Source organism: Streptomyces lydicus, assembly GCF_000717345.1.
GTDB classification, from domain to species: domain Bacteria; phylum Actinomycetota; class Actinomycetes; order Streptomycetales; family Streptomycetaceae; genus Streptomyces; species Streptomyces lydicus.
This window is the reverse complement of record NZ_JNZA01000053.1, coordinates 1-23,936: the sequence shown is the minus strand read 5'-3', so window position 1 is coordinate 23,936 and position 23,936 is coordinate 1. Positions and strand designations below refer to the sequence as shown.

20 protein-coding genes are annotated in these 23,936 nt (G+C 74.6%); 7 read left to right on the top strand and 13 right to left on the bottom strand.

Features of this window, described 5'->3' with window-relative positions:
* Positions 1–110: 110 nt before the first annotated feature.
* The 5 genes from OO62_RS33590 to OO62_RS33570 are packed head-to-tail and all read right to left on the bottom strand — an operon-like array spanning position 111 to position 7,319.
* Positions 111–1,274 (bottom strand): acyl-CoA dehydrogenase family protein, encoded by a 1,164-nt coding sequence (locus OO62_RS33590; protein ID WP_033271487.1) that lies wholly within the window; start codon positions 1,272–1,274, stop codon positions 111–113.
* Positions 1,275–1,329: 55 nt separating this feature from the next.
* Positions 1,330–3,180, bottom strand: coding sequence for an acetyl/propionyl/methylcrotonyl-CoA carboxylase subunit alpha (locus tag OO62_RS33585; RefSeq protein WP_033271486.1), 1,851 nt, complete (start codon positions 3,178–3,180; stop codon positions 1,330–1,332).
* Between the two features lie 7 nt (positions 3,181–3,187).
* A complete protein-coding gene (locus OO62_RS33580) occupies positions 3,188–4,786 on the bottom strand; it encodes an acyl-CoA carboxylase subunit beta (RefSeq protein ID WP_033271485.1) in 1,599 nt (532 codons plus the stop codon).
* Positions 4,783–6,519, bottom strand: a complete 1,737-nt coding sequence (locus OO62_RS33575) for an acyclic terpene utilization AtuA family protein (RefSeq protein ID WP_033271484.1) — start codon at positions 6,517–6,519, stop codon at positions 4,783–4,785. The genes OO62_RS33580 and OO62_RS33575 overlap by 4 nt, the downstream gene beginning before the upstream one ends.
* Positions 6,516–7,319 (bottom strand): TIGR03084 family metal-binding protein, encoded by an 804-nt coding sequence (locus OO62_RS33570; RefSeq protein ID WP_033271483.1) that lies wholly within the window; start codon positions 7,317–7,319, stop codon positions 6,516–6,518. Before OO62_RS33570 ends, OO62_RS33575 begins: the two co-directional genes overlap by 4 nt.
* A 309-nt stretch (positions 7,320–7,628) precedes the next feature.
* Between OO62_RS33570 and OO62_RS33565 the strand changes: the two genes are divergently transcribed.
* Positions 7,629–8,444 (top strand): class I SAM-dependent methyltransferase, encoded by an 816-nt coding sequence (locus OO62_RS33565; RefSeq protein WP_033271482.1) that lies wholly within the window; start codon positions 7,629–7,631, stop codon positions 8,442–8,444.
* Between the two features lie 94 nt (positions 8,445–8,538).
* Here OO62_RS33565 and OO62_RS33560 read toward each other — a convergent pair whose 3' ends face one another.
* Entirely contained in the window at positions 8,539–8,934 is a 396-nt protein-coding gene (locus OO62_RS33560; RefSeq protein WP_033271481.1) for a hypothetical protein, read from the bottom strand.
* 103 nt (positions 8,935–9,037) lie between these two features.
* Positions 9,038–9,964: an EamA family transporter gene (locus tag OO62_RS33555; protein ID WP_033271496.1), complete on the bottom strand. Its 927-nt coding sequence runs from the start codon at positions 9,962–9,964 to the stop codon at positions 9,038–9,040.
* 165 nt (positions 9,965–10,129) lie between these two features.
* Here OO62_RS33555 and OO62_RS33550 point away from each other — a divergent pair, with 165 nt between their 5' ends.
* A complete protein-coding gene (locus OO62_RS33550; RefSeq protein WP_033271480.1) occupies positions 10,130–10,999 on the top strand; it encodes a LysR family transcriptional regulator in 870 nt (289 codons plus the stop codon).
* 18 nt (positions 11,000–11,017) lie between these two features.
* On the opposite strand, the gene OO62_RS33545 is transcribed toward OO62_RS33550, so the two are convergent.
* Positions 11,018–13,930 (bottom strand): FAD-binding and (Fe-S)-binding domain-containing protein, encoded by a 2,913-nt coding sequence (locus OO62_RS33545; protein WP_033271479.1) that lies wholly within the window; start codon positions 13,928–13,930, stop codon positions 11,018–11,020.
* A 27-nt stretch (positions 13,931–13,957) separates the two neighbouring features.
* Positions 13,958–15,409, bottom strand: a complete 1,452-nt coding sequence (locus OO62_RS33540) for an FAD-binding oxidoreductase (protein ID WP_033271478.1) — start codon at positions 15,407–15,409, stop codon at positions 13,958–13,960.
* A 54-nt stretch (positions 15,410–15,463) separates the two neighbouring features.
* Between OO62_RS33540 and OO62_RS33535 the strand changes: the two genes are divergently transcribed.
* Together OO62_RS33535 and serC are read left to right on the top strand one after the other, a co-directional pair.
* Positions 15,464–16,465 (top strand): helix-turn-helix transcriptional regulator, encoded by a 1,002-nt coding sequence (locus OO62_RS33535; RefSeq protein ID WP_033271477.1) that lies wholly within the window; start codon positions 15,464–15,466, stop codon positions 16,463–16,465.
* Positions 16,466–16,588: 123 nt separating this feature from the next.
* Positions 16,589–17,707, top strand: coding sequence for a phosphoserine transaminase (serC, locus tag OO62_RS33530; RefSeq protein WP_033271476.1), 1,119 nt, complete (start codon positions 16,589–16,591; stop codon positions 17,705–17,707).
* 138 nt (positions 17,708–17,845) lie between these two features.
* Here serC and OO62_RS33525 read toward each other — a convergent pair whose 3' ends face one another.
* Positions 17,846–18,853 carry an SdiA-regulated/phytase-like domain-containing protein gene (locus OO62_RS33525; protein WP_033271475.1) on the bottom strand — a complete coding sequence of 336 codons (1,008 nt, stop codon included), beginning with the start codon at positions 18,851–18,853 and terminating at the stop codon, positions 17,846–17,848.
* 88 nt (positions 18,854–18,941) lie between these two features.
* Here OO62_RS33525 and OO62_RS33520 point away from each other — a divergent pair, with 88 nt between their 5' ends.
* The gene (locus tag OO62_RS33520; protein WP_033271474.1) at positions 18,942–19,655 is read left to right on the top strand and encodes a GDSL-type esterase/lipase family protein; all 714 of its coding nucleotides are present in this window, start codon (positions 18,942–18,944) and stop codon (positions 19,653–19,655) included.
* A gap of 77 nt (positions 19,656–19,732) precedes the next feature.
* Positions 19,733–20,731 (top strand): aldo/keto reductase, encoded by a 999-nt coding sequence (locus OO62_RS33515; protein WP_033271473.1) that lies wholly within the window; start codon positions 19,733–19,735, stop codon positions 20,729–20,731.
* Positions 20,732–20,960: 229 nt separating this feature from the next.
* Here OO62_RS33515 and thpR read toward each other — a convergent pair whose 3' ends face one another.
* The 3 genes from thpR to OO62_RS33500 form a co-directional block, all read right to left on the bottom strand.
* Complete coding sequence (thpR, locus tag OO62_RS33510) at positions 20,961–21,527, bottom strand: RNA 2',3'-cyclic phosphodiesterase (RefSeq protein WP_033271472.1); 567 nt, start codon at positions 21,525–21,527, stop codon at positions 20,961–20,963.
* Positions 21,528–21,654: 127 nt separating this feature from the next.
* The gene (locus OO62_RS33505; protein ID WP_033271471.1) at positions 21,655–23,094 is read right to left on the bottom strand and encodes an MFS transporter; all 1,440 of its coding nucleotides are present in this window, start codon (positions 23,092–23,094) and stop codon (positions 21,655–21,657) included.
* Between the two features lie 27 nt (positions 23,095–23,121).
* Entirely contained in the window at positions 23,122–23,586 is a 465-nt protein-coding gene (locus OO62_RS33500; protein ID WP_033271470.1) for a MarR family winged helix-turn-helix transcriptional regulator, read from the bottom strand.
* A 132-nt stretch (positions 23,587–23,718) separates the two neighbouring features.
* Here OO62_RS33500 and OO62_RS33495 point away from each other — a divergent pair, with 132 nt between their 5' ends.
* The gene (locus OO62_RS33495) at positions 23,719–23,910 is read left to right on the top strand and encodes a hypothetical protein (protein ID WP_077193242.1); all 192 of its coding nucleotides are present in this window, start codon (positions 23,719–23,721) and stop codon (positions 23,908–23,910) included.
* Positions 23,911–23,936: the final 26 nt, after the last annotated feature.

Genomic DNA, 23,936 nt, shown 5'->3' with positions numbered 1-23,936 from the left:
CGGACGCCGCGCGGCGCACCGTCGGGTACGGGCGGCCTGCCCGGCAACGTACGCGATGCGCCCACGCGGGACCCGTGCGGGCCCCGGCGGGATGCTCTCCGGGCGGGCGCTCAGTAGGACTTGGGCAGTCCCAGCGTCTGGTGGGAGACGAAGTTGAGGATCATCTCGCGGCTGACGGGGGCGACCCGGGCGACCCGGGCGGCGGTGATCAGCGAGGCGAGGCCGTACTCCTTGGTGAGGCCGTTGCCGCCGAGGGTGTGCACGGCCTGGTCGACGGCGCGGACCGCGGCCTCGGCGGCCGCGTACTTGGCCATGTTGGCGGCCTCCCCCGCCGCGAGGTCGTCGCCGGCGTCGTAGAGGTGCGCCGCCTTCTGCGTCATCAGCCGGGCCAGTTCCAGCTCGATGTGGGCCTGGGCGAGGGGGTGGGCGACGGCCTGGTGGGCGCCGATGGGTTCCTTCCACACCTGGCGGGTGCGGGCGTAGTCGACGGCCCGGTCGAGGGCGTCGCGGCCCATGCCGAGGGCGAAGGCTGCGGTCATGATCCGCTCGGGGTTGAGCCCGGCGAAGAGCTGGAGGAGTCCGGCGTCCTCGTCGCCGACGAGGGCGTCGCCGGGCAGCCGTACGTCGTCCAGGGTCAGCTCGAACTGCTTCTCCGGGGCGGCCAGTTCCATCGCGATCGGGCGGCGGCCGAAGCCGGGGGTGTCGCGCCCGACGATGAACAGGCAGGGCTTGAGCCGGCCGGTCCGGGCGTCCTCGGTGCGGCCGACGATCAGGGTGGCGTCGGCGATGTCGACGCCGGAGATGAACACCTTGCGGCCGTTGAGGACCCAGTCGCCGCCGTCCTTGCGGGCGGTGGTGGTGATGCGGTGCGAGTTGGACCCGGCGTCCGGTTCGGTGATGCCGAAGGCCATCTTGCGGGAGCCGTCGGCGAGGCCGGGCAGCCAGGCCCGCTTCTGCGCCTCGGTGCCGAAGCGGGCGATGACGGTGCCGCAGATGGCGGGCGAGACGACCAGCATCAGCAGCGGGCAGCCGGCGGCGCCCAGCTCCTCCAGCACCAGGGAGAGTTCGGCGATGCCGCCGCCTCCGCCGCCGTACTCCGCGGGGAGGTTGACGCCGAGGTAGCCGAGTCCGGCGGCCTCGGTCCACAGGTCGTCGGTGTGCCGGCCCTCGGCGACGACGGTGGCGAAGTACTCCCGGCCGTAGCGGCGGGCGAGCGCGGCCACGGAGGCGCGCAGCGCGCGGTGTTCCTCGGTCTCGATCACAGGGCTGCTCATGAGGCTCCTTGTGTGCGGTGAGTGAGGTGCGGGCGGCCCGGTCGGGCCCGGCGTTTCAGTCGGTGACGACCGCGAGCAGCGCGCCCACCTCGACCTGGCGGCCGGTGCGGACGGGCAGGGCGGTGAGGGTGCCGGCGGCCGGCGCGGTGATCTTGTGTTCCATCTTCATCGCCTCCAGCCAGAGGAGGGTCTGACCGGCCTCGACCCGGGCGCCCTCGGTGAGCCCGTCGGCGATCCGGACGACGGTGCCGGGCATCGGCGCCAGCAGGGAGCCCGGCGCGGTCTGCGCCGCCGGGTCGGGGAAGCGGGGCAGCGCGGCCAGCGCGGTGCCGTTGACGTGGACCCGGTCGCCGTAGCGGGCGACGGTGAACGTCCGCCGTACGCCGCCGGTTTCGAGGACGACGCGGCCGGCGTCGGCGTGCACGACCTGCACCCCGTCGGCGGCCAGGCCGTCCCGGGTGTGCCGGTAGCGGACCTCGTGCTCCACGCCGTCCGGCTCGGTGCGGTAGCGCTTGGTCTGCGGCTGTGCGGGCAGGTTGCGGAAGCCGCCGAAGCGGGAGCGCCCGTGGGCGTCGGCGAGGGCCGCCGCGAGCGGGGCCCAGGGGTCGGGGTCGGGTGCGGTGAGGGCGTCCAGGTGCCGGTCGTAGAAGCCGGTGTCCATGCGGGCGTCGGCGAACTCGGGGTGCCGCAGGGACCGTACGAGCAGGTCCCGGTTGGTGGCGGGCCCGTGGACGGCGGCCCGCTCCAGGGCCCCGGCGAGCCGGCGCACCGCCTCCGCCCGGGTGGGGGCGTGGGCGACGGCCTTGGCGAGCATCGCGTCGTAGTGCACGCCGATCGGGTCGCCGTCGGCGTAGCCGGTGTCGAGGCGCACGCCGGGGACGGTGAGGCGGTGCAGGGTGCCGGTCTGCGGGGCCCAGCCGGCGGCCGGGTCCTCCGCGTACAGGCGGGCCTCGACGGCGTGGCCGCGCGGGGCCGGCGGCTCGCCCTCCAGGGGGTGCCCCTCGGCGACGCGTAGCTGCAGGGCGACCAGGTCGATGCCGAACACGGCCTCGGTGACGGGGTGTTCGACCTGGAGGCGGGTGTTCATCTCCAGGAAGTGCGCCCGGCCGTCGACGACCAGGAACTCGACGGTGCCGGCGCCGACGTAGTCGACGGCCCGGGCGGCCCGGACGGCCGTCTCGTGCAGTTCCCGGTCGAGTCCGGGGGACAGTCCGGGCGCCGGGGCCTCCTCGATGACCTTCTGGTGGCGCCGCTGGAGCGAGCAGTCCCGGGTGCCGAGCACCCAGACGGTGCCGTGCGCGTCCGCGAGGAGCTGCACCTCGACGTGGCGCGCCCCCGCGTCGCCCCCCAGGTACGGCTCGACGAACACCTCGTCGTCCCCGAAGGCGGACCCCGCCTCGGCCCGCGCGGCGGCCAGCTCCGCTTCCAGGTCGGCGAGTTCGGTGACGATGCGCATGCCGCGGCCGCCGCCGCCGGCCGCGGCCTTCACCAGGACGGGCAGGTCGTCGGCGGTGACGTCCCGCAGGGGCGCGATACCCATGAGTTCCTTGGCGCGCGTCTTGGAGGCCATCGCCTCGATCGCCTCGGGCGGCGGCCCGATCCACACCAGCCCGGCGTCCAGGACGGCCCGCGCGAAGCCGGCGTTCTCGGAGAGGAAGCCGTAGCCGGGGTGCACGGCGTCGGCACCCGCGTCCAGGGCGGCCTTCACGACGAGGTCGGCGCGGAGGTAGGTGTCGGCGGGGGTGGCGCCCGGGAGGCGCACGGCGAGGTCGGCCGCGCGCACGTGCAGGGCGTCCGCGTCCGGGTCGGAGTGCACGGCGACGGTGCGGATGCCCAGCTCACGGCAGGTACGGAAGACGCGGCAGGCGATCTCGCCGCGGTTCGCCACAAGAACACTGGTGATCATCAGGGCCTCACATGCGGAAGACGCCGAAGCCGCCGCGGGCGCCCTCGTACGGTGCGGTGTGGATCGCGGACAGGCAGATGCCGAGGACGGTGCGGGTGTCGCGCGGGTCGATCACCCCGTCGTCGTAGAGCCGCCCGGACAGGAACATCGGCAGCGACTCGGACTCGATCTGCTGCTCCACCATGGCGCGCAGCGCAGCGTCCGCGTCGTCGTCGTACGGCTGCCCCTTCGCGGCGGCGGACTGCCGGGCGACGATCGAGAGCACGCCCGCGAGCTGCTGCGGTCCCATGACGGCGGACTTGGCGCCGGGCCAGGCGAACAGGAAACGGGGGTCGTAGGCGCGCCCGCACATGCCGTAGTGCCCGGCGCCGTACGAGGCGCCCATGAGGACGGAGAGGTGCGGCACCCGGCTGTTGCTGACGGCATTGATCATCATCGAGCCGTGCTTGATGATGCCGCCCTGTTCGTACTCCTTGCCCACCATGTAGCCGGTGGTGTTGTGCAGGAAGAGCAGCGGGATGTCCCGCTGGTTCGCCAACTGGATGAACTGGGCCGCCTTCTGGGACTCCGCACTGAACAGCACGCCCCGGGCGTTCGCGAGGATCCCGACGGGATAGCCGTGCAGGCGCGCCCATCCGGTGACGAGGCTGGCCCCGTACAGCGGCTTGAACTCGTCGAAGTCGGAGCCGTCGACGATCCGGGCGATGACCTCCCGCGGATCGAAGGGGATCTTGAGGTCGTCGGGCACGATGCCGAGGAGTTCGTCGGGGTCGTGCGCGGGCGGCTCCACGGCCGCCGGATCCCGGTACGCCTTGCGGTGGTTGAGGCGGGCGACGACGCGCCGGGCCTGCCGGATCGCGTCCTGCTCGTCGACCGCGAAGTAGTCGGCGAGCCCGGAGGTACGGGCGTGCATCCCGGCGCCGCCCAGCGACTCGTCGTCGCTCTCCTCGCCGGTGGCCATCTTCACGAGGGGCGGCCCGCCGAGGAACACCTTGGCGCGCTCCTTGACCATGATGACGTGGTCGGACATGCCGGGGATGTACGCGCCGCCGGCGGTGGAGTTGCCGAAGACGACGGCGACGGTGGGGATGCCGGCGGCGGACAGCCGCGTGAGGTCCCGGAAGATCCCGCCACCGGGTATGAAGATCTCCTTCTGGGACGGCAGATCGGCGCCGCCGGACTCGACGAGCGAGATACAGGGCAGCCGGTTGGCGAAGGCGATCTCGTTGGCGCGCAGCGCTTTCTTCAGGGACCACGGGTTGCTGGCGCCGCCGCGCACGGTCGGGTCGTTGGCGGTGATCAGGCACTCCACGCCCTCGACGACACCGATCCCGGTGACGAGGGAGGCCCCCACCGTGTAGTCGCTGCCCCAGGCGGCGAGCGGGGACAGCTCCAGGAAGGGCGTGTCGGGGTCGAGGAGCAGCTCGATGCGCTCCCTGGCGAGCAACTTCCCGCGCCCCCGGTGCCGTTGGACGTACTTCTCGCCTCCCCCGGCGAGGGCCTTCGCGTGCTCGGTGTCGAGCGCGGCGAGCTTGCCGAGGAGGGCGGCGCGGTGGGCGGCGTAGTCGTCGGACCGGGTGTCCAGGGCGCTGGCCAGGACGGTCACAGCAGAGCCTCCGGTATGTCGAGGTGGCGGGAGCGCAGCCATTCACCGAGGCCCTTGGCCTGCGGGTCGAAGCGGGCCTGCGCGGCGACGCCCTCGCCGAGGAGGCCCTCGACGGTGAAGTTCAGGGCGCGGAGGTTGGGCAGGACGTGCCGGGTGACCGCCAGGTCGGCGGTCTCCGGCAGGAGGCGGCGCAGCAGGTCGGCGGTGAGGGTGTGGGCGAGCCACCGCCAGGCGTCGTCGCTCACGGCCCACACCCCGACGTTGGCGTCGCCGCCCTTGTCGCCGCTGCGGGCGCCGGCGACGCGGCCGAGCGGGGCGCGCCGGGTGGGCCCGTCGGGCAGTGGTGCGGGCAGCGGCGGATCCGGCAGCCGGGCCGGCTCCCGGGTCGTGCGGGGCGGGGCGACGGCGACCCGGCTGCCGTCCGGCAGCACGGCGCGGTGCGCCACCTGCGCCGGGTCCACCGCGACCGCCTCGAAGACCCCGTACGGGGCGCCCTTCGCGGGCGGCGCGGTGACGTGGAAGCCGGGGTAGCTGGCCAGGGCCAGCTCGACCGCGGCGCCGCTGACCACCCGGCCCACCGCGTCCGGGTCGGCGTCCCGCACCACCAGCCGCAGCAGCGCGCTCGCCTCCTCCTGCACGTCGGCGTCGGCCCGGTCGGTGCGGGCGAGCGTCCAGCGCACCTCGGCGGGGCGCCGACCGGCGGCGTCGAAGGCCGCGTCCATCTGGGCGCGGACCAGCTCCGCCTTCGCCTCGACGTCCAGTCCGGTCAGCACGAACGTGACCTCGTTGCGCCAGCCGCCGATGCGGGTCAGTCCGGCCTTGAGGGACGGCGGGGGCGCCTCGCCGCGCACCCCGTCGATCCGGACCCGGTCCGGGCCGTCCTGGGTGAGCCGCGCGGTGTCCAGCCGGGCCGTCACGTCCGGCCCGGCGTAGCGCGCGCCGGACGTCTCGTACAGCAGCTGGGCGGTGACCGTGCCGGTGGTGACCGCGCCGCCGGTGCCCGGGTGTTTGGTGATCACGCAGCTGCCGTCGGCGGAGATCTCGGCGAGCGGGAAGCCGGGCCGCCGCACGTCGTGGGCGCCGAAGAAGGAGTAGTTGCCGCCGGTGGCCTGCGCGCCGCACTCCAGGACGTGCCCGGCGACCACGGCGCCGGCCAGCGGGTCGAAGTCCTCCGGCCGCCAGCCGAAGTGGGCCTGGGCCGCGCCGCTGACCAGCGCGGCGTCGGTGACCCGCCCGGTCACCACCACGTCGGCCCCGGCGCGCAGGCACGCCGCGATCCCGCCGCCGCCCAGATAGGCGTTGGCGGTCAGCACCCCCTCGCACCGGCCTCCCCCTGGCTCCCGGCTTCGCTCGAGCAGGGGGGACCCCCATGCCAGCAGATCGTCCCCCTCCACGTGCGCCACCCGTACGGGGACCCCGACCCGGTCCGCCAACTCCCGTACGGCGTCGGCGAGTCCGGCCGGGTTGAGCCCGCCCGCGTTGGTGACGAGCCGCACCCCGCGCCCGGCGGCCAGCCCGAGTCCTTCCTCCAGCTGCCGCAGGAAGGTCGTGGCGTAGCCGCGGGCGGGGTTCTTCAGACGGTCCCGGCCGAGGATCAGCATGGTCAGCTCGGCGAGGTAGTCGCCGGTCAGGACGTCCAGGGGGCCGCCGGTGAGCATCTCGCGCAGCGCGTCGAAGCGGTCGCCGTAGAACCCGGACGCGTTGCCTATCCGCAGCGGCTCGCCGCCGCTCACGCGGAGGCCCCCCGGGTCCCGGGCGCGCGTCCCTTGCCGGGCGGCCCGGCGAACGCCTGGGCGATGCCCAGCCAGCGCTCGGCCTCCGCCCCCTCGGCCCGCAGGGACGGCAGGTCGTCGCGGTGCGCCCGCTGGGTCACCAGCAGGCAGAACTCCAGGGCGCTCCCGGTGACCCGCTGCGCGGCGCCGGCCGGCCCGTACTCCCACAGGCTGCCGTCCGGGGACCGCAGCTCGATGCGGAACTCCTCCTCGGGCGGGGCGAGTTGATGCGTCGCGTAGGCGAAGTCGCGGGTGCGGACGCCGATCCGGGCGATGTGCCGCAGCCGGGCGGTGGGCCGCCGGGCGACGCCCAGCGCGTCGGCGACGTCCTGCCCGTGCGCCCAGGTCTCCATCAGCCGCGCGGTGGCCATCGAGGCGACGCTCATCGGCGGGCCGTACCAGGGCAGCTTGGCGCCCGCCGGGTGGTCGGCGAGCGCCCGCTGCAGCGCGTCACGGCCCTCGCGCCAGCGGGCCAGGAGCACGGCGGGCGGCAGCTTCGCGCCCTCCTCGGCGGCCTCGTCGACGAAGGTCAGCGGGGTGGCGAGCGCCTGCTGCGCGGCCCGTGCGAAGGCGTCCGGGTCGGTGGCGGCGAGCAGCGCCTGCCGGTCGGTCCACTCCAGGTGGGCGATCTGGTGGGCGACGGTCCAGCCGGCCGCGGGGGTCGGCTGCGCCCACCGCCCGGCCGGGAGCCCGGCGACCAGCGCGTCCAGCTCCTCGCTCTCCGCCCTGAGATCCGCCGGTACGGCACCGGGATCGGACACGCGGCACTCCCCTCGTCGGCCCCATGTGGCGTACGCCCGGGGCAGGTTGACAGGCGTCGTGGTGCGGTACGGGTCCGAGGGTGGCAGCGCGCCGAGAAACAATCAAGCACGCCTGCATGATTTTCCGGCCAGGATCGGCGGGCCGGAATTCCCGGGGCGGAGCCCACCTCAGGTCGTGGCTACGTGCGGTCAGCAGCGCGCAGGACCGGCCGGCCGCGCCGGAAACCGGCTCCACCCCTCAGGCCCCCTGGAAGCGGTCATTAGGCTGGCGCGGTGACTGAGGAGCAGGAGCGGGCGCAGCCGTCGGGAGTGTGGGCCACGGCGGTGGGGGTGGCCCGAGTACGGGCGCTGGAGACCGAGCGGGAGAACGCGCTGTTCCGCGACCCACTGGCACATGCCTTCGCCGCCGCCGGCGGCCTGTGGCCCTCCCCGCCGCCGCGGCCCGATGACGAGGCCGCGCGACGCCGCCGGCTGGCCGTGTCGTTCTCCGTCGTCATCAGGACGAAGTTCCTCGACGACCTGTTGCAGCAGGCGTCCGCGTCCGGGATCCGGCAGGTCGTGCTGCTCGGCGCCGGCATGGACAGCCGGGCCTTCCGGATGGACTGGCCCGAGGGCACCCGGCTGTTCGAGGTCGACACCGCCGCCCCACTGAACTTCAAGGCTTCGGTGCTGCGCCAGGAGCGGGCCGTCGCGCGCTGCGAGCGGATCCCCGTCGCGGCGGATCTGCGGGAGGACTGGCCGGCCGCGCTGGCCGCCGCGGGGCACGACCCGGCCGCGCCGACCGCGTGGATCGCCGAAGGACTGCTGATCTATCTGCCCGAGGATGCGGTGGAGCTGCTGCTCGCCCGGATCAGCGCGCAGTCGGCGGCGGGCAGCCGGATGGGGCTGACGTTGGGCTCGCGCGGCGTGATCGAGCGCTTCGGCGCGGACGCCGTGCCGGGATCGGCGGCGTCCCTGTGGGTCTCGGAGATGCCCGACGACCCGGTCGGCTGGCTGGCCGGGCACGGCTGGCAGGCCGACAGCCACACCCTGCACGAACGCGCTGCCGCCTACGGCCGCCCGATCAGCACCCCGCCGCAGCGCGAGGAGCGCCCCGGCGGACTGATCTCGGCGGTCCGCCGGTAGAGCGCCGCCCGGTTCCCGGTGAGCGACTTTGCCGGAGTCGCACCGGCGGCTCGGACGTGCTCAGTGGCCGGGCGTGCTCAGTGGCCGGGCGTGCTCAGTGGTCGCCCGTGTGCGGGTCGACGGGGCGTGGCAGGGGTTGACGCCGGGCGCCCGGCGTCGTGAGGAGGAATCGGCGAGCCGGCGTGCGTATCTCGTCCCATGCCGGATCAGTGGCCAGGGCGTCGGCCCAGAGTCCGGCGCGGCCGGCGGCATCGATCTCGGCGAGGCGACGGCCGATGGCCCGAAGATCGCGCAGACTCTCGGGTGCGAAGGCTCCGCGCTCCGCGAGTCCCTCGGAGAGGCGGCAAAGGAGCTCGACCTCTTCGACGACGGAGCCCGTCTCCAGCTCCCGCTCCCCCAGCCAGGCAAGCTGCACCTGCGTTTCGGCGGCGAGGAGGGCCATGAAGCGCAGCGTCCAGGTGCGCAGGTGCGCGTCGCCGGGAGGGTTCATCCGTGCAGGATCGCACCCAGGGGCTGTCGTCGGGCGTGTTCGAGGGCCCGGAGGGGCGGCAACGGCCGCGCACTTCTTCGAGGTCCCGCTTCGGGGCGTCCCGTCAGTTGTGCGCGCCCGCGCTGCGGACCGCCCCCACGCTCGCGATCACGACCAGCCCGATCGCCAGCACCTCGGCCCACCCCAGCGCCTGGTGCAGGACCAGGAAGCCCGCGGTGGCCGCGGCGGCCGGCTCCAGGCTCATCATGACGGCGAAGCCGGACGCCGGGAGCTTGCGCAGGGCGAGCAGTTCCAGGGTGTAGGGCAGCACCGAGGACATCATGGCGACCGCGGCGCCCAGGCCCACGGTGACCGGGTCGATCAGCGCGGAGCCCGCGCCGGCGATGCCGAGCGGCAGGCTGAGCAGCGCGGCCACGGTCATGGCCAGCGCCAGCCCGTCGGCCTGCGGGAAGCGCTGCCCGGTGCGCGCGGAGAGCAGGATGTACGCGGCCCACAGCCCGCCGGCCGCCAGGGCGAACGCCGCGCCGGCCAGATTGAGCCCGTCGAATCCCTCGCGGCCCAGCAGCACCACGCCTCCCAGCGCGAGCGCCGCCCACAGCAGACTCAGCCGCCGGCGCGAGGTGGCCACCGACAGGATCAGCGGCCCCAGGAACTCCAGGGTGACCGCGGCGCCCAGCGGGATGCGGTCGATGGCCTGGTAGAAAAGCGAGTTCATGCCGGCCAGGGCGACGCCGAAGGCGAGCACCGTGGCCCAGTCGCCGCGGGTGTAGCCGCGCACCCTGGGACGGCAGACGACCAGCAGCACCAGGGACGCGACGACCAGCCGCAGCGTGACGACGCCCAGCGCGCCGGCCCGCGGGAAGAGCAGCACCGCGACCGACGAGCCGAACTGCAGCGAGACGATCCCGCCGATCACCAGCGCCACCGACGTGATCCGGCCACGCGCCCCGGCCGGCCCGGCGGGGCCCGCCGCGGCCTCCGCAGACAGCACCTCCGGCGAGGGCGGCACGGGCTGCGGCACCCCGCCCACGGCCGGGCCGGACGAGGCCGCTGCGGCGGCCGCAGGGGCAGGATCGGCGGAAGTGGCGGGGACGGGTCCCTCGGGACCGGCGGGCGAAGCGTTCACCCCACCACGCTAAGGCCCGCCCTTCCGGTCCGTGAAATGCCGTTTTTCCTGTTGTTATGCTCCGCCGGCATGAGCATCGAGCTGCGTCATTTCCGCTGCTTTCTCGCCATCGCCGACACCCTGAGCGTGACCCGCGCCGCCGAGCGCCTGCACCTGACCCAGCCGGCCGTCTCCCGTACGCTCCGCCAGCTCGAACAGCAGCTGGGCGTCCGCCTCGTCGACCGCTCCACCCACCACCTCGCGCTCACCCCCGACGGCGAGTCCTTCCGCGACCAGGCGGCCATCGCGGTCACCGCGTTCGACCGCGCGCTGCGCCAGGCCCGGCACACCGGCTGGCCGCTGCGCCTGGGCCACGCCTGGTCGGCCGCCGGTACGGACACCACCGCGCTGCTCCGCCGCTGGCACGAGGAGCACCCCGACACGCCCCTCGAACTCCTCCGCATCGACGACCGCACGGCGGGCCTCGCCCGCGGCGACGTGGACGCGGCCCTGCTGCGCGGCGAGGTCCGCACGCCGGGCCTGCTCACCGAGCAGCTGACCACCGAGCCCCGGGTCGCCGGGCTGCCCGCCGACGACCCGCTGGCCCACCGCGCCGCGCTCTCCCTCACCGAGCTGGCCGACCGCACCATCGCCCTCAACATCGTCTCCGGCACCACCACCCTCGACATGTGGCCCCCGCACGCCCGCCCGTCCGCCACCCTCACCATCGGCAACACCGACGACTGGCTGGCCGCCATCACCGGCGGCCGCGCCGTGGGCGTCACCACCTCCGCCACCGCCGAGATGCACCCCCACCCGTCGATGGCCTACGTCCCCCTCACCGACGCCGCACCGGTCCCGGTCGTCCTCGCCTGGCGCGACGCGCCCGGCCACCCCCGCATCCCCGACCTGATCGCCCTGGCCCGCGAGGTCATGGGCCCGGACCCCGAACGGGCCTGAGCCCCTGGGCCGCGCGGGTCAGGCGTCCGCCTCCCCCAGGGCCTCCGCCAGCACCTCCGCCAGGTGGCGGCCCGGCCGGTCGCCGAGGTGGTCGAGCTGGGTGCGGCAGGAGAAGCCGTCCGCGAGGATCTCGGTGCCCGGGGCGGACTGCCGTACGGCGGGCAGGAGCTGGTCCTCGGCACAGGCCACCGAGATGTCGTAGTGGCCCCGTTCGAAGCCGAAGTTGCCGGCCAGGCCGCAGCAGCCGCCGGACAGCTGACCGGTGAGGCCGGCGCGTTCACGCAGCCGGCGGTCGGCGGCGTCACCGAGGACGGCGTGCTGGTGGCAGTGGGTCTGGCCGGCGACGGGACGGTCGAGGCGCGGCGGCCGCCAGTCGGGGGCGAAGTCCTCCAGGGTCTGCGCGAAGGTGCGTACGGAGGCGGCCAGCCGGGGCGCCCGGGGGTCGTCGGCGAGGAGTTCGGGGAGGTCCGTGCGCAGCGCGGCGGCGCAGCTCGGTTCGAGGACGACGAGCGGGCGGCCGGCGGCGAGCAGCGGGGTGAGGACGTCGAGGGTGCGGCGCATCACCGCGCGGGCCCGGTCGAGCTGGCCGGTGGAGACGTAGGTCAGGCCGCAGCACAGCGGAGGCCGGCGCAGCCGGGGCAGGGCGGGCTGCGGCAGGGCACCGCCGGGCAGCGGGGCGGTCGGCGGGAGGAGGGGCCGCAGCCCGGCCGCTTCCAGGACGCGGACGGCGGCGCGCCCGACCTGCGGGGAGAGGTGGTTGGTGAAGGTGTCGGGCCAGAGCAGGACGGTGCGCCCGTCGGCCGGCGGCGCGGCCCGCCGGCGGCGCCACCACCAGCGGGTGAAGGTCTCGGTCGCCAGCGCGGGGAGGGGCCGCTCGGGGGCGACGCCGGCGAGGCGTTTGGCGACCGCGGCCAGCGGCGTACGGGCGAGGGCGTTGACGGCGGGGGCCGCCGGGGCCGCGGCGTGCAGCCACTGGGGCAGCCGGCCCATGGAGTAGTGGGCGGCGGGGCGCAGCCGGCCCTCGTAGTGGTGGTGGAGGAACTCCGCCTTGTAGGTGGCCATGTCGACGCCGACCGGGCAGTCGCTGCGGCAGCCCTTGCAGGACAGGCACAGGTCGAGCGCGTCGTGCACCTCCGGCGAGCGCCACCCGTCGGTGATCACCTCGCCGGCCAGCATCTCGTGCAGCAGGCGGGCCCGGCCCCGGGTGGAGTGCTGCTCCTCGCCGGTGGCGCGGAACGACGGGCACATGACGTCCGCGGAGCCCGCGGCGGTCTTCTCGTTGCGGCACTTGGCGACGCCGACGCAGCGGCGCACCGCGGCGGAGAAGTCGCCGTTGTCGTGCGGATAGCCGAACTCGACGGGGACCGGGCGCCCGGGCAGCGGCGCGAAGCGCAGGTTGTCGTCGAGCCGGTCGGGCCGTACGAGCATGCCCGGGTTGAGACCGGCGGCCGGGTCCCAGAGGTCCTTGAACCGGCCGAAGAGGCCGACGAGTTCCGGACCGTACATCTTCGGAAGCAGCTCGGCGCGGGCCTGGCCGTCGCCGTGCTCGCCGGACAGCGAGCCGCCGTGCGCCACCACCAGATCGGCCAGGTCGTGGGAGAAGTCGCGGAAACGGCGGATGCCGGGCGGCGTCAGCAGGTCGAAGTCGATGCGGATGTGGATGCAGCCGTCACCGAAGTGGCCGTAGGGGGTGCCGCGCAGGCCGTGCTGGGCGAGCAGCGCGCGGAAGTCCCGCAGGTACGGGCCCAGCCGGGCCGGGGGGACCGCGCAGTCCTCCCAGCCGGGCCACGCCTCCGATCCGTCCGGCATGCGCGTCGCGGTGCCGGAGGCGTCCTCGCGGATCCGCCACAGCGCCCGCTGGCCGGCCGGGTCGGTGACCACGGCGTGACCGGTGGTGCCGTCCGCGGCCGCCGCCCGGCAGAGCGCCTCGGCGCGGGCGGCCGCCTCGGCGGGCGACGCCCCGCCCATCTCCACGAACAGCCAGGCGCCGCCCTCGGGCAGCCCGGCCGCGCTGCCCACCAGGTCGGCGGCCATCCCCTCGACGGTCATCGGCTTGTGCGGCAGCAGGGTGTGCGCGGCCTCGGCGGCGGCGCTCTCGTCGGGATAGCCGAGGACCGCGAGGACCCGGGCGGCCGGCGTTTCGACGAGCCGTACGGTCGCCTCGGTCAGCACGCCGAGGGTGCCCTCGCTGCCGGTGAGGGCACGGGCGAGGTCGGTTCCCCGCTCGGGCAGCAGCGCGTCCAGGGCGTAGCCGGAGATCCGGCGCGGCAGGTCGGGGTAGCCGGTGCGCAGCAGCGCCAACTCCGCGTCGACCAGGGACTTGACGCCGTCCCGCAGACGCGGCGGCAGTCCGGTCGGGGCGCCGGTGGGCCCCGTGCCGCGGCCGGCCCGCACCCGCTCGCCGCCGTACGTCAGCAGCTCCAGCTCGCGGACGCTGTCGGCGGTGGTGCCCCAGGCCACCGAGTGCGAGCCGCACGAGTTGTTGCCGATCATGCCGCCGAGGGTGCAGCGGCTGTGCGTGGAGGGGTCCGGGCCGAAGGTCAGCCCGTGCGCCCCGGCCACCGCCCGCAGGTCGTCCAGGATGACGCCCGGCTCGACGACGGCAGTGCGGGCGGCGGGATCGAGCGACACGATCCGCCGCATGTGGCGGGTGAAGTCCAGCACCACCCCGACGCCGGTCGCCTGCCCGGCGATGCTGGTCCCGGCGCCGCGCGGCACCACCGGCACGCCGTGCTCCCGGCACACCCGCAGCGCCGCCGCGACATCCTCGGCGTCCCGGGGCGCCACCACCGCCCGGGGCACCCGCCGGTAGTTCGACGCGTCCATCGTCATCAGCGCCCGGTCGGCCGCGGCGGACGAGACCTCCCCCCGCACCGCGGCCGCCAAGTCCTTCGTCAGGTCCCGCTTCTCCGTCTCCGTGCGATCAGCCATGCCCCCAGCCTTCCCACTGGGGCGGGGTCATGTGCCGGCCGGCGCGCGGCCGGCCGCCCCGGCCGGGTGGAAGCGGAAGACGTTCTCCGGGTCGTGGACGGCCTTGAGGTCCGCCAGCCGCCGGTGCTCGTCGGCGCCGTGCACACTGCGCGCCACCTCCACCGCGTCCGGCCGCTGCCCGTGACCGCCGAAGAGGAAGTTCACGCTCCGGCCGAGCCGCCAGGGGGCGACGGCCGCCAGCGCCTCGGCGTGCAGCGCCCGTACGGTCGCCCGCCCCGCGTCGGGCGCGTCTCCCGGCAGCGGGGACAGCAGGCGCAGCGCGTACCGGGCGTCGCGGTGGCCGACGGCCGTGGCCGCCGTGTCCCGCGCCGCGAGCGCGCCCCCGAGGTGGTTGAGCTGCACCACGCACATCACCGGCGCGGCCGGCCCGGTCAGCGCCGCCACCCGCCGCAGCGCCGCCGCGTCCACCCCGCCGAGCAGCGCGTTGTCGCCGTCGTAGGCGTGCGGCTCGCTGGGGTCCCGGTGGATGGTGTGCGACGCGGCGTACGGCATCTCCCGCAGGTCGTCGCTCACCCGGGGGCCCACCGCGCGCAGCGGCGCCACCAGCTTCTCGCCCTCCTCGGCGCTGCCCGTGTACGCGATCCGGACGTGCGCCAGGTACCGGCCGCGCAGGTGCTCGGGCAGCTGCGGCAGGTCGGGGTAGGCGATCAGCGCGACCGAGGACGTCAGCGCGTCGGGGACGTCCCGGGTCCAGCGCAGATACGCCGCCAGCACCTCGTCGACCAGCTCGCCGCCGAACACCAGCTGCCCCCCGTAGAGCCGCGCCACCGGCAGCAGGGCGAACTCCATCGCGGTCACCACCCCCAGGCCGTGGCCGCCGCCGAGCAGCGCCCCGAACAGCTCGGGGTCGCGCTCCGCGGTGACGTGGCGCGGCCGGCCGTCGGCGGTGACCAGGTCCACGGACCGCACGTGGTCGGCGGCGAAGCCGTAGGTACGGGCCAGCACGCCCACCCCGCCCCCGAGGGTGTACGAGACGACGCCGACGCCCGGGGACGAGCCGTTGAGCGGCGCGAGACCGTGCGGGGCAGCCGCCTCCACGACCTGGCCCCAGACCACGCCCGCCTCGACCCGCGCGGTGCGGGCCGCCGCGTCCACCCGCACCCCCGACATCCGCCGGGTGCTGATCAGCAGCCCGCCGTCGGTGGCCGCGGACCGCCCGTGCCCGGTGGCCTGCACCGCCACCGGCAGGCCCCGGCCGCCGGCGAAGCGCACCGCGGCGGCCACGTCGTCGGCGCACCGCGCCCCGACGACGACCGCCGGCCGGTGCGGGTGCGCCAGCTGGAAACCGGCGCACTCGGCGTCGTAACCCTCGTCGCCGGGCAGGAGGACGGGGCCGCGCACCTCCCTGGCCAGGGCCGCCGCGGCGGCGGGGTCGAGGACGGGAGCGGGGCGGGTCTGCGTACGGTCGATGCTCTGCATGCCCCGCACTCTGCAGCGATAACTTGACACGCGCCGTCATATATAAAAACGGCTGTGAAGTCGGACCGTCTGCTCTCGATCCTGCTGCTGCTCCAGACCCGCGGCCGGGTGCCCGCCCGGGAACTCGCCGAGCGGCTGGAAGTCTCCCCGCGCACCGTCTACCGCGACGTCGAATCGCTGTCCGCGGCCGGTGTCCCGGTCTACGCCGAGCGCGGCCGGCACGGCGGGATCGCGCTGCTGCCCGGCTACCGCACCGACGTCACCGGCCTGACCACCGACGAGGCGCGCGCCCTGTTCGTGCTGGCCGCGCAGGGCGCGCACACCGCGCTCGGCCTGGACGACGCCCTCGGCTCGGCGCTGCGCAAGGTGATGGCCGCACTGCCCGCGCCGCACCGCCCGGCCGCCGAACTGACCGGCCGCCGCATCCTGGTCGACCCGGACAGATGGCTGAGCGGCCCCCGCCCCGCCGTCGACCTGGACGACCTGCACACCGCCGTCTTCACCGACCTGCGGCTGCGGATCCGCTACCGGCACAGCGGCGAGACCCGGCTGCGGACCTACACCGTCGACCCCTACGGGCTGGTGGCCAAGGCCGGCACCTGGTACCTCGTCGCGGACCGGCGCGCCCGGCCGCAGCTGTTCCGGGCCGACCGGGTGGCGTCGGCGACGCTCACCGACGCGCCGGTGCGGCGCCGCCCGGGCGTGGAACTCGCCGACGCCTGGCAGCAGCTGCGCCAGCAGGTCGAGGACCGGCCGGCCGGCGTACGGGTCACCGCCCGCATCCGCCGGGAGCGGCTGGACATGGCCGTCCGGATCCTGGGCGGCGCACTGACCGGGCCGCCCCGTACGGGTGCCACGGACGGCGACCCCGACACCACCGGCGACGGCGACTGGGCCGTCCTCGACCTGGCCTTCCCCGTCGTCCGGGCCGTCCGCCAGCTCCTCCAGTTCGGCGACTCCCTGGAAGTCCTCGGCCCGCCCGAGGCCCGCCGGATGATGGCCGACGCCGCGGCCGCCGTCACCGCCGTCTACGCCACGGACCCCCCGCCCGCGTAGCCGCCGGCCCCCGCAGCGGCCCGGTCCCCGCAACGGCCCCGGCCCGTCCGCCGTACGGTCCCCGCCATCTCACCGGCTGGACGCGCCGCCGGGCCCCGCGCCGCGACGGATTACGCTTCGTCCGTGGCTGATATCCAGATTCCCGCTGACATCAAGCCCGCCGACGGACGCTTCGGCGCGGGCCCCTCCAAGGTGCGTACGGAGGCGCTCGGCGCCCTCGCCGCCACCGGTGACTCCCTGCTCGGCACCTCCCACCGCCAGGCCCCGGTCAAGAACCTGGTCGGCAAGGTGCGCGACGGGGTGCGCGACCTCTTCCAGCTCCCCGAGGGCTACGAGGTCGTCCTCGGCAACGGCGGCTCCACCGCCTTCTGGGACATCGCGACGCACGGCCTGATCGAGCGCAAGTCCCAGCACCTCTCCTTCGGCGAGTTCTCCTCGAAGTTCGCCAAGGCCGCCAAGCTGGCGCCGTGGCTGGACGAGCCCACCGTCCTCTCCGCCGACCCGGGCAGCCACCCGGACCCGCAGGCCGAGGCGGGCGTGGACGTCTACGCCTTCACCCACAACGAGACCTCGACCGGTGTCGCCGCGCCGATCGAGCGGGTCGCGGGCGCCGACGCCGGCTCCCTCGTCCTGGTCGACGCCACCTCCGGCGCCGGCGGCCTCCCCGTGGACATCGCCGAGACCGACGTCTACTACTTCGCCCCGCAGAAGTCCTTCGCCTCCGACGGCGGACTGTGGCTGGCGGCCTTCTCCCCCGCCGCCCTGGAACGCGCCCGCGCCGTCCACGCGTCCGGCCGCCACATCCCGGAGTTCTTCTCGCTGCCCACCGCGATCGACAACTCCCTGAAGAACCAGACGTACAACACCCCGTCGCTGTCCACCCTCTTCCTGCTCAACGAGCAGCTGGAGTGGATCAACGGCCAGGGCGGCCTGGACTGGGCGGTGCGCCGCACCGCCACCTCCGCGCGCACCCTCTACGGCTGGGCCGAGGAATCCAAGTACGCCACCCCGTTCGTCACCGACCCGGCCAAGCGCTCGCAGGTCATCGGCACGATCGACTTCAACGACGACATCGACGCGGCGGCCGTCGCCAAGGCGCTGCGCGCCAACGGCATCGTCGACACCGAGCCCTACCGCAAGCTCGGCCGCAACCAGCTGCGGATCGCGATGTTCCCGGCGATCGAGCCGTCCGACGTCGAGGCGCTGACCTCCTGCGTCGACTACGTCATCGGCCAGCTGTAACGGCACACCCGGCGTGACACGCCACGGGCCCCGGCACCACCCGCGCCGGGGCCCGTACGCGTTCCCGGAACCGGCCACCGCGAACCGGCAGCCGGCCCGCGGCCCGCCGCTCCTGCGGCACCCGCCCGAGGCGACCGCCTACGACCGCCGCCGCAGCAGCCTGCGAACCCCCATCACCAGCGCCGTCGCCACCACCAGGACCACCGCGCCCTTCACGAAACCGGGCGCCGGCTTCTGCCCGCCCGAACCCCCCTTGCCCCCGGCACCGTTGGCCCCGTCCTCGCCCGCCCCGTCCCCGGCGGACCGCGCCGAGTCCGGCAGCTGCGCACCGCTCAGCCCGACCGGCTCGACCTCGCTGTCCCGCCCCTCCGACCCGTACATCAGGGTCCGGCCGTCGAGGGTGAAGGTGACCGACTCGCCCTGCTGCTGCATCGGCACGCCCACACTGCCGATGTCCTTCGGGCGGCCCTGCTGCCAGCGGTACATCCGGGCACCGAAGTAACTGCGCATCACCAGACGGGTGCCGTCCGGGGAGAACGCCCCGTCCGTCACCCACAGATCGATCGGCGCGACCTTGCGGAACACATTGGTGCCGCCGGTGGAGAGGCGGGCCGGGCCCTCGTAGAGCGCGCCGCCGCCGTCCTGCTTCTTGCTGGCGATGTACACCCGGCCGGTCTTCGGATGCACCATCAGCGCCTCGGCGTCGCGCGGCCCGTCGGCGTACTTCACGGTGAACTGGGTGGCGGTGACGGTGGCGTCGCGCAGCCGGCGCGGCTCGGGGAAGCGGTAGATCCAGACGTGGTTCCAGGTGCCGCCGAGGTTGTCGCCGATGTCGCCGACGTAGAGCGCACCGTCCGGGCCGATCGAGATCGCCTCGACGTCGCGCGGCGCCCCGATGCCGCGCAGGGTGATCCGGGCGACCGTACGGCCCGTCCGGCCGTCGACGGCATAGACGTACGGGCCGTCGTCGCTGTCGTTGTGGGTCCAGTAGATCCCCGGGTGCAGCCGGCTGGCGGCCAGGCCGCTGGACTCGGTGATCCGCGGATCGCCGATGGTGAAACCGTCGGGCTCGTCGGCCGCCGCGGGCACCGCCGCCGCGGCCCACAGGATCCCCGCGGCACCGGCCGCGCACAGAAGCGAACGCATGGGCACAGACTGCCATCCCGGAGCGCGGCCCGTGCGGCGTGGCCAGCGTCACGTACCAGGTGAGAGGCGTCTCGGCCATCATGGCCAGATGAGGATCATGTTCGTCGGTGACTCCATGACGATCGGCAGCACCGGCGATTTCACCTGGCGCTACCGGATGTGGCAGCACCTCGACGCGACGTTCGACGGCCCGTACCGCATCGTCGGCCCGCGCCGGGCGCTCCACGACCCCACCGGCGACGCCCCCACCTCGCACGCCTACGCCGACCCCGCCTTCCCCGAGGACGCCCGCCGCCACCTCGCCGGCTGGGGCGAGGGCTGGCTGCACATGGCACCGCTGATCGGTGACGCGGTACGCCGCCACGACGCCGACACCCTGCTGGTCTCCCTCGGCCTGATAGACCTCGGCTTCTACACCGACGCCGAGCAGACCGCGGACAACGTACGGGAGTTCGTGGCCGCGGCACGCGCGGCGGCACCGCACATCCGGATGGTGCTGATGCCCGTCATCCCCAACGTCCGGGCCGCCACCGACACCGCGTTCGCCGCCCAGTGCGAACGGTTCAACGAACTCCTCGCCAAGACCGTCGCCGATCTGTCCACCCCCCGCTCCCCGCTGCTGCTCGCCTCCGAACCGGCCGGCTGGCGGATCGCGCACGCCACCTACGACGGCACCCACCCCTCGGAGTGGGGCGAACGACTGCTGGCGGGCGCCTTCGCCGAGGCACTGCACCAGGCATGGGGCGTCGGCGGGCCGTACCGCCTCGGCGAACCCGCCGCCGAAGCCGTACCGGCCCCCTGAACTCCGGTACGCCAACGGCCCCGTGACGGGGTGCCGGCCTTGCTTCGAGCACACTCCAAGGCGTTGGCTGAACCACCATGGAGTACACGCAGCTCGGACGCACCGGACTCAAGGTCAGCCGACTCGTCCTCGGGACGATGAACTTCGGTCCCCAGACCGACGAGGCGGACAGCCACACCATCATGGACGCCGCGCTCGGCGCGGGCGTCAACTTCCTCGACACCGCGAACGTCTACGGCTGGGGCGCCGACAAGGGCCGCACCGAAGAGATCGTCGGCTCCTGGTTCGCCAAGGGCGGCGGCCGGCGCGACAAGACCGTGCTGGCCACCAAGGTCTACGCCAACATGGCGCCCGACGGCGAGCCGGCCTGGCCCAACCACGACAAGCTCTCCGCGCTCAACATCCGGCGCGCGGTGGACGCCAGCCTCAAGCGGCTCGGCACCGACCACATCGACCTCTACCAGTTCCACCACGTCGACCGGGACACGCCCTGGGACGAGATCTGGCAGGCCATCGACGTCCTCGTCCAGCAGGGCAAGATCCTCTACGCCGGCTCCTCCAACCACGCCGGCTGGCACATCGCCCGCGCCAACGAGACCGCCGCCCGCCGCGGTTCGTACGGCCTGGTCAGCGAGCAGTGCCTGTACAACCTCGCCGAGCGGCGCGCGGAGATGGAGGTCATCCCGGCCGCCGAGAGCTACGGCCTGGGCATCATCCCGTGGTCCCCGCTGCACGGCGGACTGCTGGGCGGCGCGCTCCGCAAGGAGCGCGAGGGCGGCGCGGGCCGCACGGGCACCGGCCGCTCCGCCGACGCCCTCGCGAACCCCACGGTCCGCGCCCAGATCCAGTCCTACGAGGACCTGGTCGCCAAGCACGGCCTGGAGCCCGGCGAGGTGGCGCTGGCCTGGCTGCTCACCCGCCCCGGCGTCACCGGCCCGATCGTCGGCCCCCGCACCGCCGACCAGCTCGCCTCCGCGCTGCGCGCCGTCGAGCTGACGCTGCCGGCGGAGCTGCTGGAGTCGCTGGACGAGATCTTCCCCGGCCCGGGGCCCTCGCCGGAGGCGTTCGCCTGGTGAGCCGGGTGACCGCGGCGCGCTGACGCCGCCGCGGCCGGGCCGTACGGGGCTCAGCGCACGGCTGCCGCCACGATCACGACGACGAGCAGCACGGCGAACAGGCCGGACATGATCCGGTTACGGGTCTTCGGGTCCACCCCACGAGCGTAACCGGGGTGGACCCGAACCCTTCACCGGCCCGGCCCCTTCGCCGGACCGGTGGCGGGGGCCCGGGCGCCTCCCGGCCGCCTCAGTGGCCGAGCGGCCAGGAGGCGATCTCCTCGTAGTGCGGCTGGCTGCCCGCCCCGCCGGCGGGCGGGTGGCTGCGCATCAGGGACAGCGCCCCGACCGTCCAGGACGTGCCGGCGTACTCCTTGAGGGCGCTCGCGTACGGGGCGAGGCTCACGCCCGCGACGCGGTTCCGGGCGAGGGTGAGGTGCGGGGTGAAGGGGCGGTGCTCCTCCAGCATGGCGACGCCCGCCCGGCGGCCCGCGGCCGCCGCCGAGCCGGCGAGCCGGCCCATCGCCGGACGGTCGCCGTCGGCCCCGGCCCACACCACACGGTCGGAGAACCGGCCGCCGCCGGCGATCCGCAGCTCGTAGGGGTCGCGGCGGTGGGCGGCGCGGGCCAGACGTTCGTGCAGGTCGGGGAGGAGGTCGTCGGCGACCTCACCGTAGAAGGCCAGGGTGAAGTGCCAGCCGTCCCGGCCGGTCCAGCGCAACCGGTCGGCGGCCGGCAGCTTCTGCAACTGCGCCACCTCGACGGCCAGCTCCCCGAGCACGGCGGCGGGCGGCAGGACGGCGGCGAAGAGTCTCATGGACGTAGGCGTACGCCGTGGCCCTGCCGTCGTCAATTCCACCGGGCCGGCCGGGGCGGAAGCACGTTCCGCACCCGGCCGGGAGCCGGGCCGGCCGACGCGGCGGCCGGTCTACGCTTCGGCTGGTCTACGCGGCGGGGGCCAGCTCCTTCTCCCCCGAGGGGGCGACCCCTTCCGGGGCCCTGGGCACGAACCTGAGGTGCTGGTGGCCGCGGCGCAGGTCGATCTTGAGCCGGAGGCCGCCCACGCGGGCCAGCACCAGACCGATCAGACCGGCGGCCGTCAGGGAGATCACCCCGCCCGCCAGGAAACCGATCCGGGCACCGAAGGCGTCGGTGACCCAGCCGACGACGGGTGCGCCGAGCGGGGTGCCGCCCATGAACACCATCATGAACAGGCTCATCACGCGCCCGCGCATCAGCGGGTCGGTGGCCATCTGGACGCTGGAGTTGGCGGTGACGTTGATGGTCAGGCCGACCATCCCGATCGGCGCGAGCAGGGCCGCGAAGATCCAGAAGGACGGCGCCAGCGCGGCGGTGATCTCCAGCGCCCCGAACAGCATCGCGGCGCCCACCAGCAGGCGGAGCCGGGAGCCGGCGCGGCGGGCCGCGAGCAGCGCACCGATCAGGGAGCCGGCCGCCATCAGGCCGTTGAACAGGGCGTACGTGCCGGCGCCCTGGTGGAAGACGTGGTAGACGAACGCGGTCAGCCAGATCGGGAAGTTGAAGCCGAAGGTGCCGATGAAGCCGACGAGGACGATGGGCCAGATGAGGTCGGGCCGCTGCGAGACGTACCGCAGGCCCTCGCGCAGCTGGCCCTTGCTCCGAGGGACGCGGTCGACCTTGTGCAGTTCGGCGGTGCGCATCATCAGCAGGCCGGTCAGCGGGGCGATGAAGGACAGCCCGTTGAAGAGGAAGGCCCAGCCGCTGCCGAAGGCGGTGATCAGCACACCGGCGACGGCGGGGCCGATCAGCCGGGCGGACTGGAAGTTGGCGGAGTTGAGGCTGACGGCGTTGCGGAGGTCGTCCTGCCCGACCATCTCGGAGACGAACGCCTGCCGGGCGGGGTTGTCGACGACGGTGGCGAGGCCGAGGAGCAGGGCGACGAGGTAGACGTGCCAGACCTGCACCTGGCCGCTGAGCGTGAGCGCGGCGAGGGCCAGGCCGGTCAGTCCCATGGCGGACTGGGTCAGCAGCAGCAGCTTGCGCTTGGGGAAGCGGTCGGCGATGACGCCACCGTAGAGGCCGAAGAGCAGCATCGGCAGGAACTGCAGGGCGGTGGTGATGCCGACCGCGGCGGACGAGCCGGTCAGGCTGAGCACCAGCCAGTCCTGGGCGATGCGCTGCATCCAGGTGCCGGTGTTGGACACCATCTGGCCGGTGGCGAAGAGCCGGTAGTTACGTATGCGGAGCGAACTGAACGTGCCCTTGCGCGGCGGGGCGGCGGGGCCTGCGGCGATGCCGGGGGCGGTGCCCCGTGCGCTCGCGGTCGCGGTCGCGTCGTCGGAAACCGTGTCGTGGTGGGAGTTCGGTGCGGGGGCGGAGGGTGCTCCGGATCCCGTACTCAAAGTGGGTTCGCCTCCTCGGCGTCGGGGTTACAACTGGGCGAGCTTCTCCAGTACCGGCGCGGCCGCCCGCACCTTCGCCCACTCGTCCTCGTCCAGCCCGGAGGCCAGCTCGGCGAGCCAGGCGTTGCGCTTGCGGCGGCTCTCCTCGAGCATCGCCTCGGCCTGTTCGGTCTGCGTGACGACCTTCTGGCGGCGGTCGTCGGGGTGCGGATCGAGCCGGACCAGTCCCTTGGCCTCCAGCATGGCCACGATGCGGGTCATCGACGGCGGCTGCACGTGCTCCTTGCGGGCCAGCTCACCGGGGGTGGCGCTGCCGCAGCGGGCCAGGGTGCCGAGCACCGACATCTCGGTGGGGCTCAGCGACTCGTCGACCCGCTGGTGCTTCAGGCGGCGGGACAGGCGCATCACGGCGGACCGCAGCGCGTTGACCGCGGCCGCGTCGTCTGGGGCGCCCTCCCGGCCGTCGGGCTGGGGGCGGGACAGTTCCGGCATGGTCTTTAGCATAACTCATTACCCTCTCTAATAAAAGCTGCGAGGGCTCGCCGTCGCACGGGATCACCCATATGAGTGAGGACGCGGCCGAAAGTGACACGCCTGACCGCGAAAGGACGGGACCGTGTCCGTATGGGATCGCGAGTGCTCAGCCTGCGCGTGGAGGGCGAGCTGCTGGAGCGCCTTCGGCAGCACGCCGCAAAACGCGGAATGAGCGTCCAGGACTATGTGGTCCGGACGCTCATCCGCGAGGACTTCGACGAGCGGTTCAAATCCTCCGTCGACGAAACGGAACGCCTCGGCATCTGGGACACCGCCCCCTGACCCCCTCCGCCCCCTCACCCCTCCAC

What these genes read in the sequence shown, in the direction of transcription:
- OO62_RS33590 (WP_033271487.1), bottom strand. Translation starts at nt 1,274, where the DNA reads ATGAGCAGCCCTGTGATCGAGACCGAGGAACACCGCGCGCTGCGCGCC.
- OO62_RS33585 (WP_033271486.1), bottom strand. Translation starts at nt 3,180, where the DNA reads ATGATCACCAGTGTTCTTGTGGCGAACCGCGGCGAGATCGCCTGCCGC.
- OO62_RS33560 (WP_033271481.1), bottom strand. Translation starts at nt 8,934, where the DNA reads ATGAACCCTCCCGGCGACGCGCACCTGCGCACCTGGACGCTGCGCTTC.
- OO62_RS33550 (WP_033271480.1), top strand. Translation starts at nt 10,130, where the DNA reads ATGAGCATCGAGCTGCGTCATTTCCGCTGCTTTCTCGCCATCGCCGAC.
- OO62_RS33545 (WP_033271479.1), bottom strand. Translation starts at nt 13,930, where the DNA reads ATGGCTGATCGCACGGAGACGGAGAAGCGGGACCTGACGAAGGACTTG.
- OO62_RS33540 (WP_033271478.1), bottom strand. Translation starts at nt 15,409, where the DNA reads ATGCAGAGCATCGACCGTACGCAGACCCGCCCCGCTCCCGTCCTCGAC.
- OO62_RS33525 (WP_033271475.1), bottom strand. Translation starts at nt 18,853, where the DNA reads ATGCGTTCGCTTCTGTGCGCGGCCGGTGCCGCGGGGATCCTGTGGGCC.
- OO62_RS33520 (WP_033271474.1), top strand. Translation starts at nt 18,942, where the DNA reads ATGAGGATCATGTTCGTCGGTGACTCCATGACGATCGGCAGCACCGGC.
- OO62_RS33515 (WP_033271473.1), top strand. Translation starts at nt 19,733, where the DNA reads ATGGAGTACACGCAGCTCGGACGCACCGGACTCAAGGTCAGCCGACTC.
- thpR (WP_033271472.1), bottom strand. Translation starts at nt 21,527, where the DNA reads ATGAGACTCTTCGCCGCCGTCCTGCCGCCCGCCGCCGTGCTCGGGGAG.
- OO62_RS33500 (WP_033271470.1), bottom strand. Translation starts at nt 23,586, where the DNA reads ATGCCGGAACTGTCCCGCCCCCAGCCCGACGGCCGGGAGGGCGCCCCA.
- OO62_RS33495 (WP_077193242.1), top strand. Translation starts at nt 23,719, where the DNA reads ATGGGATCGCGAGTGCTCAGCCTGCGCGTGGAGGGCGAGCTGCTGGAG.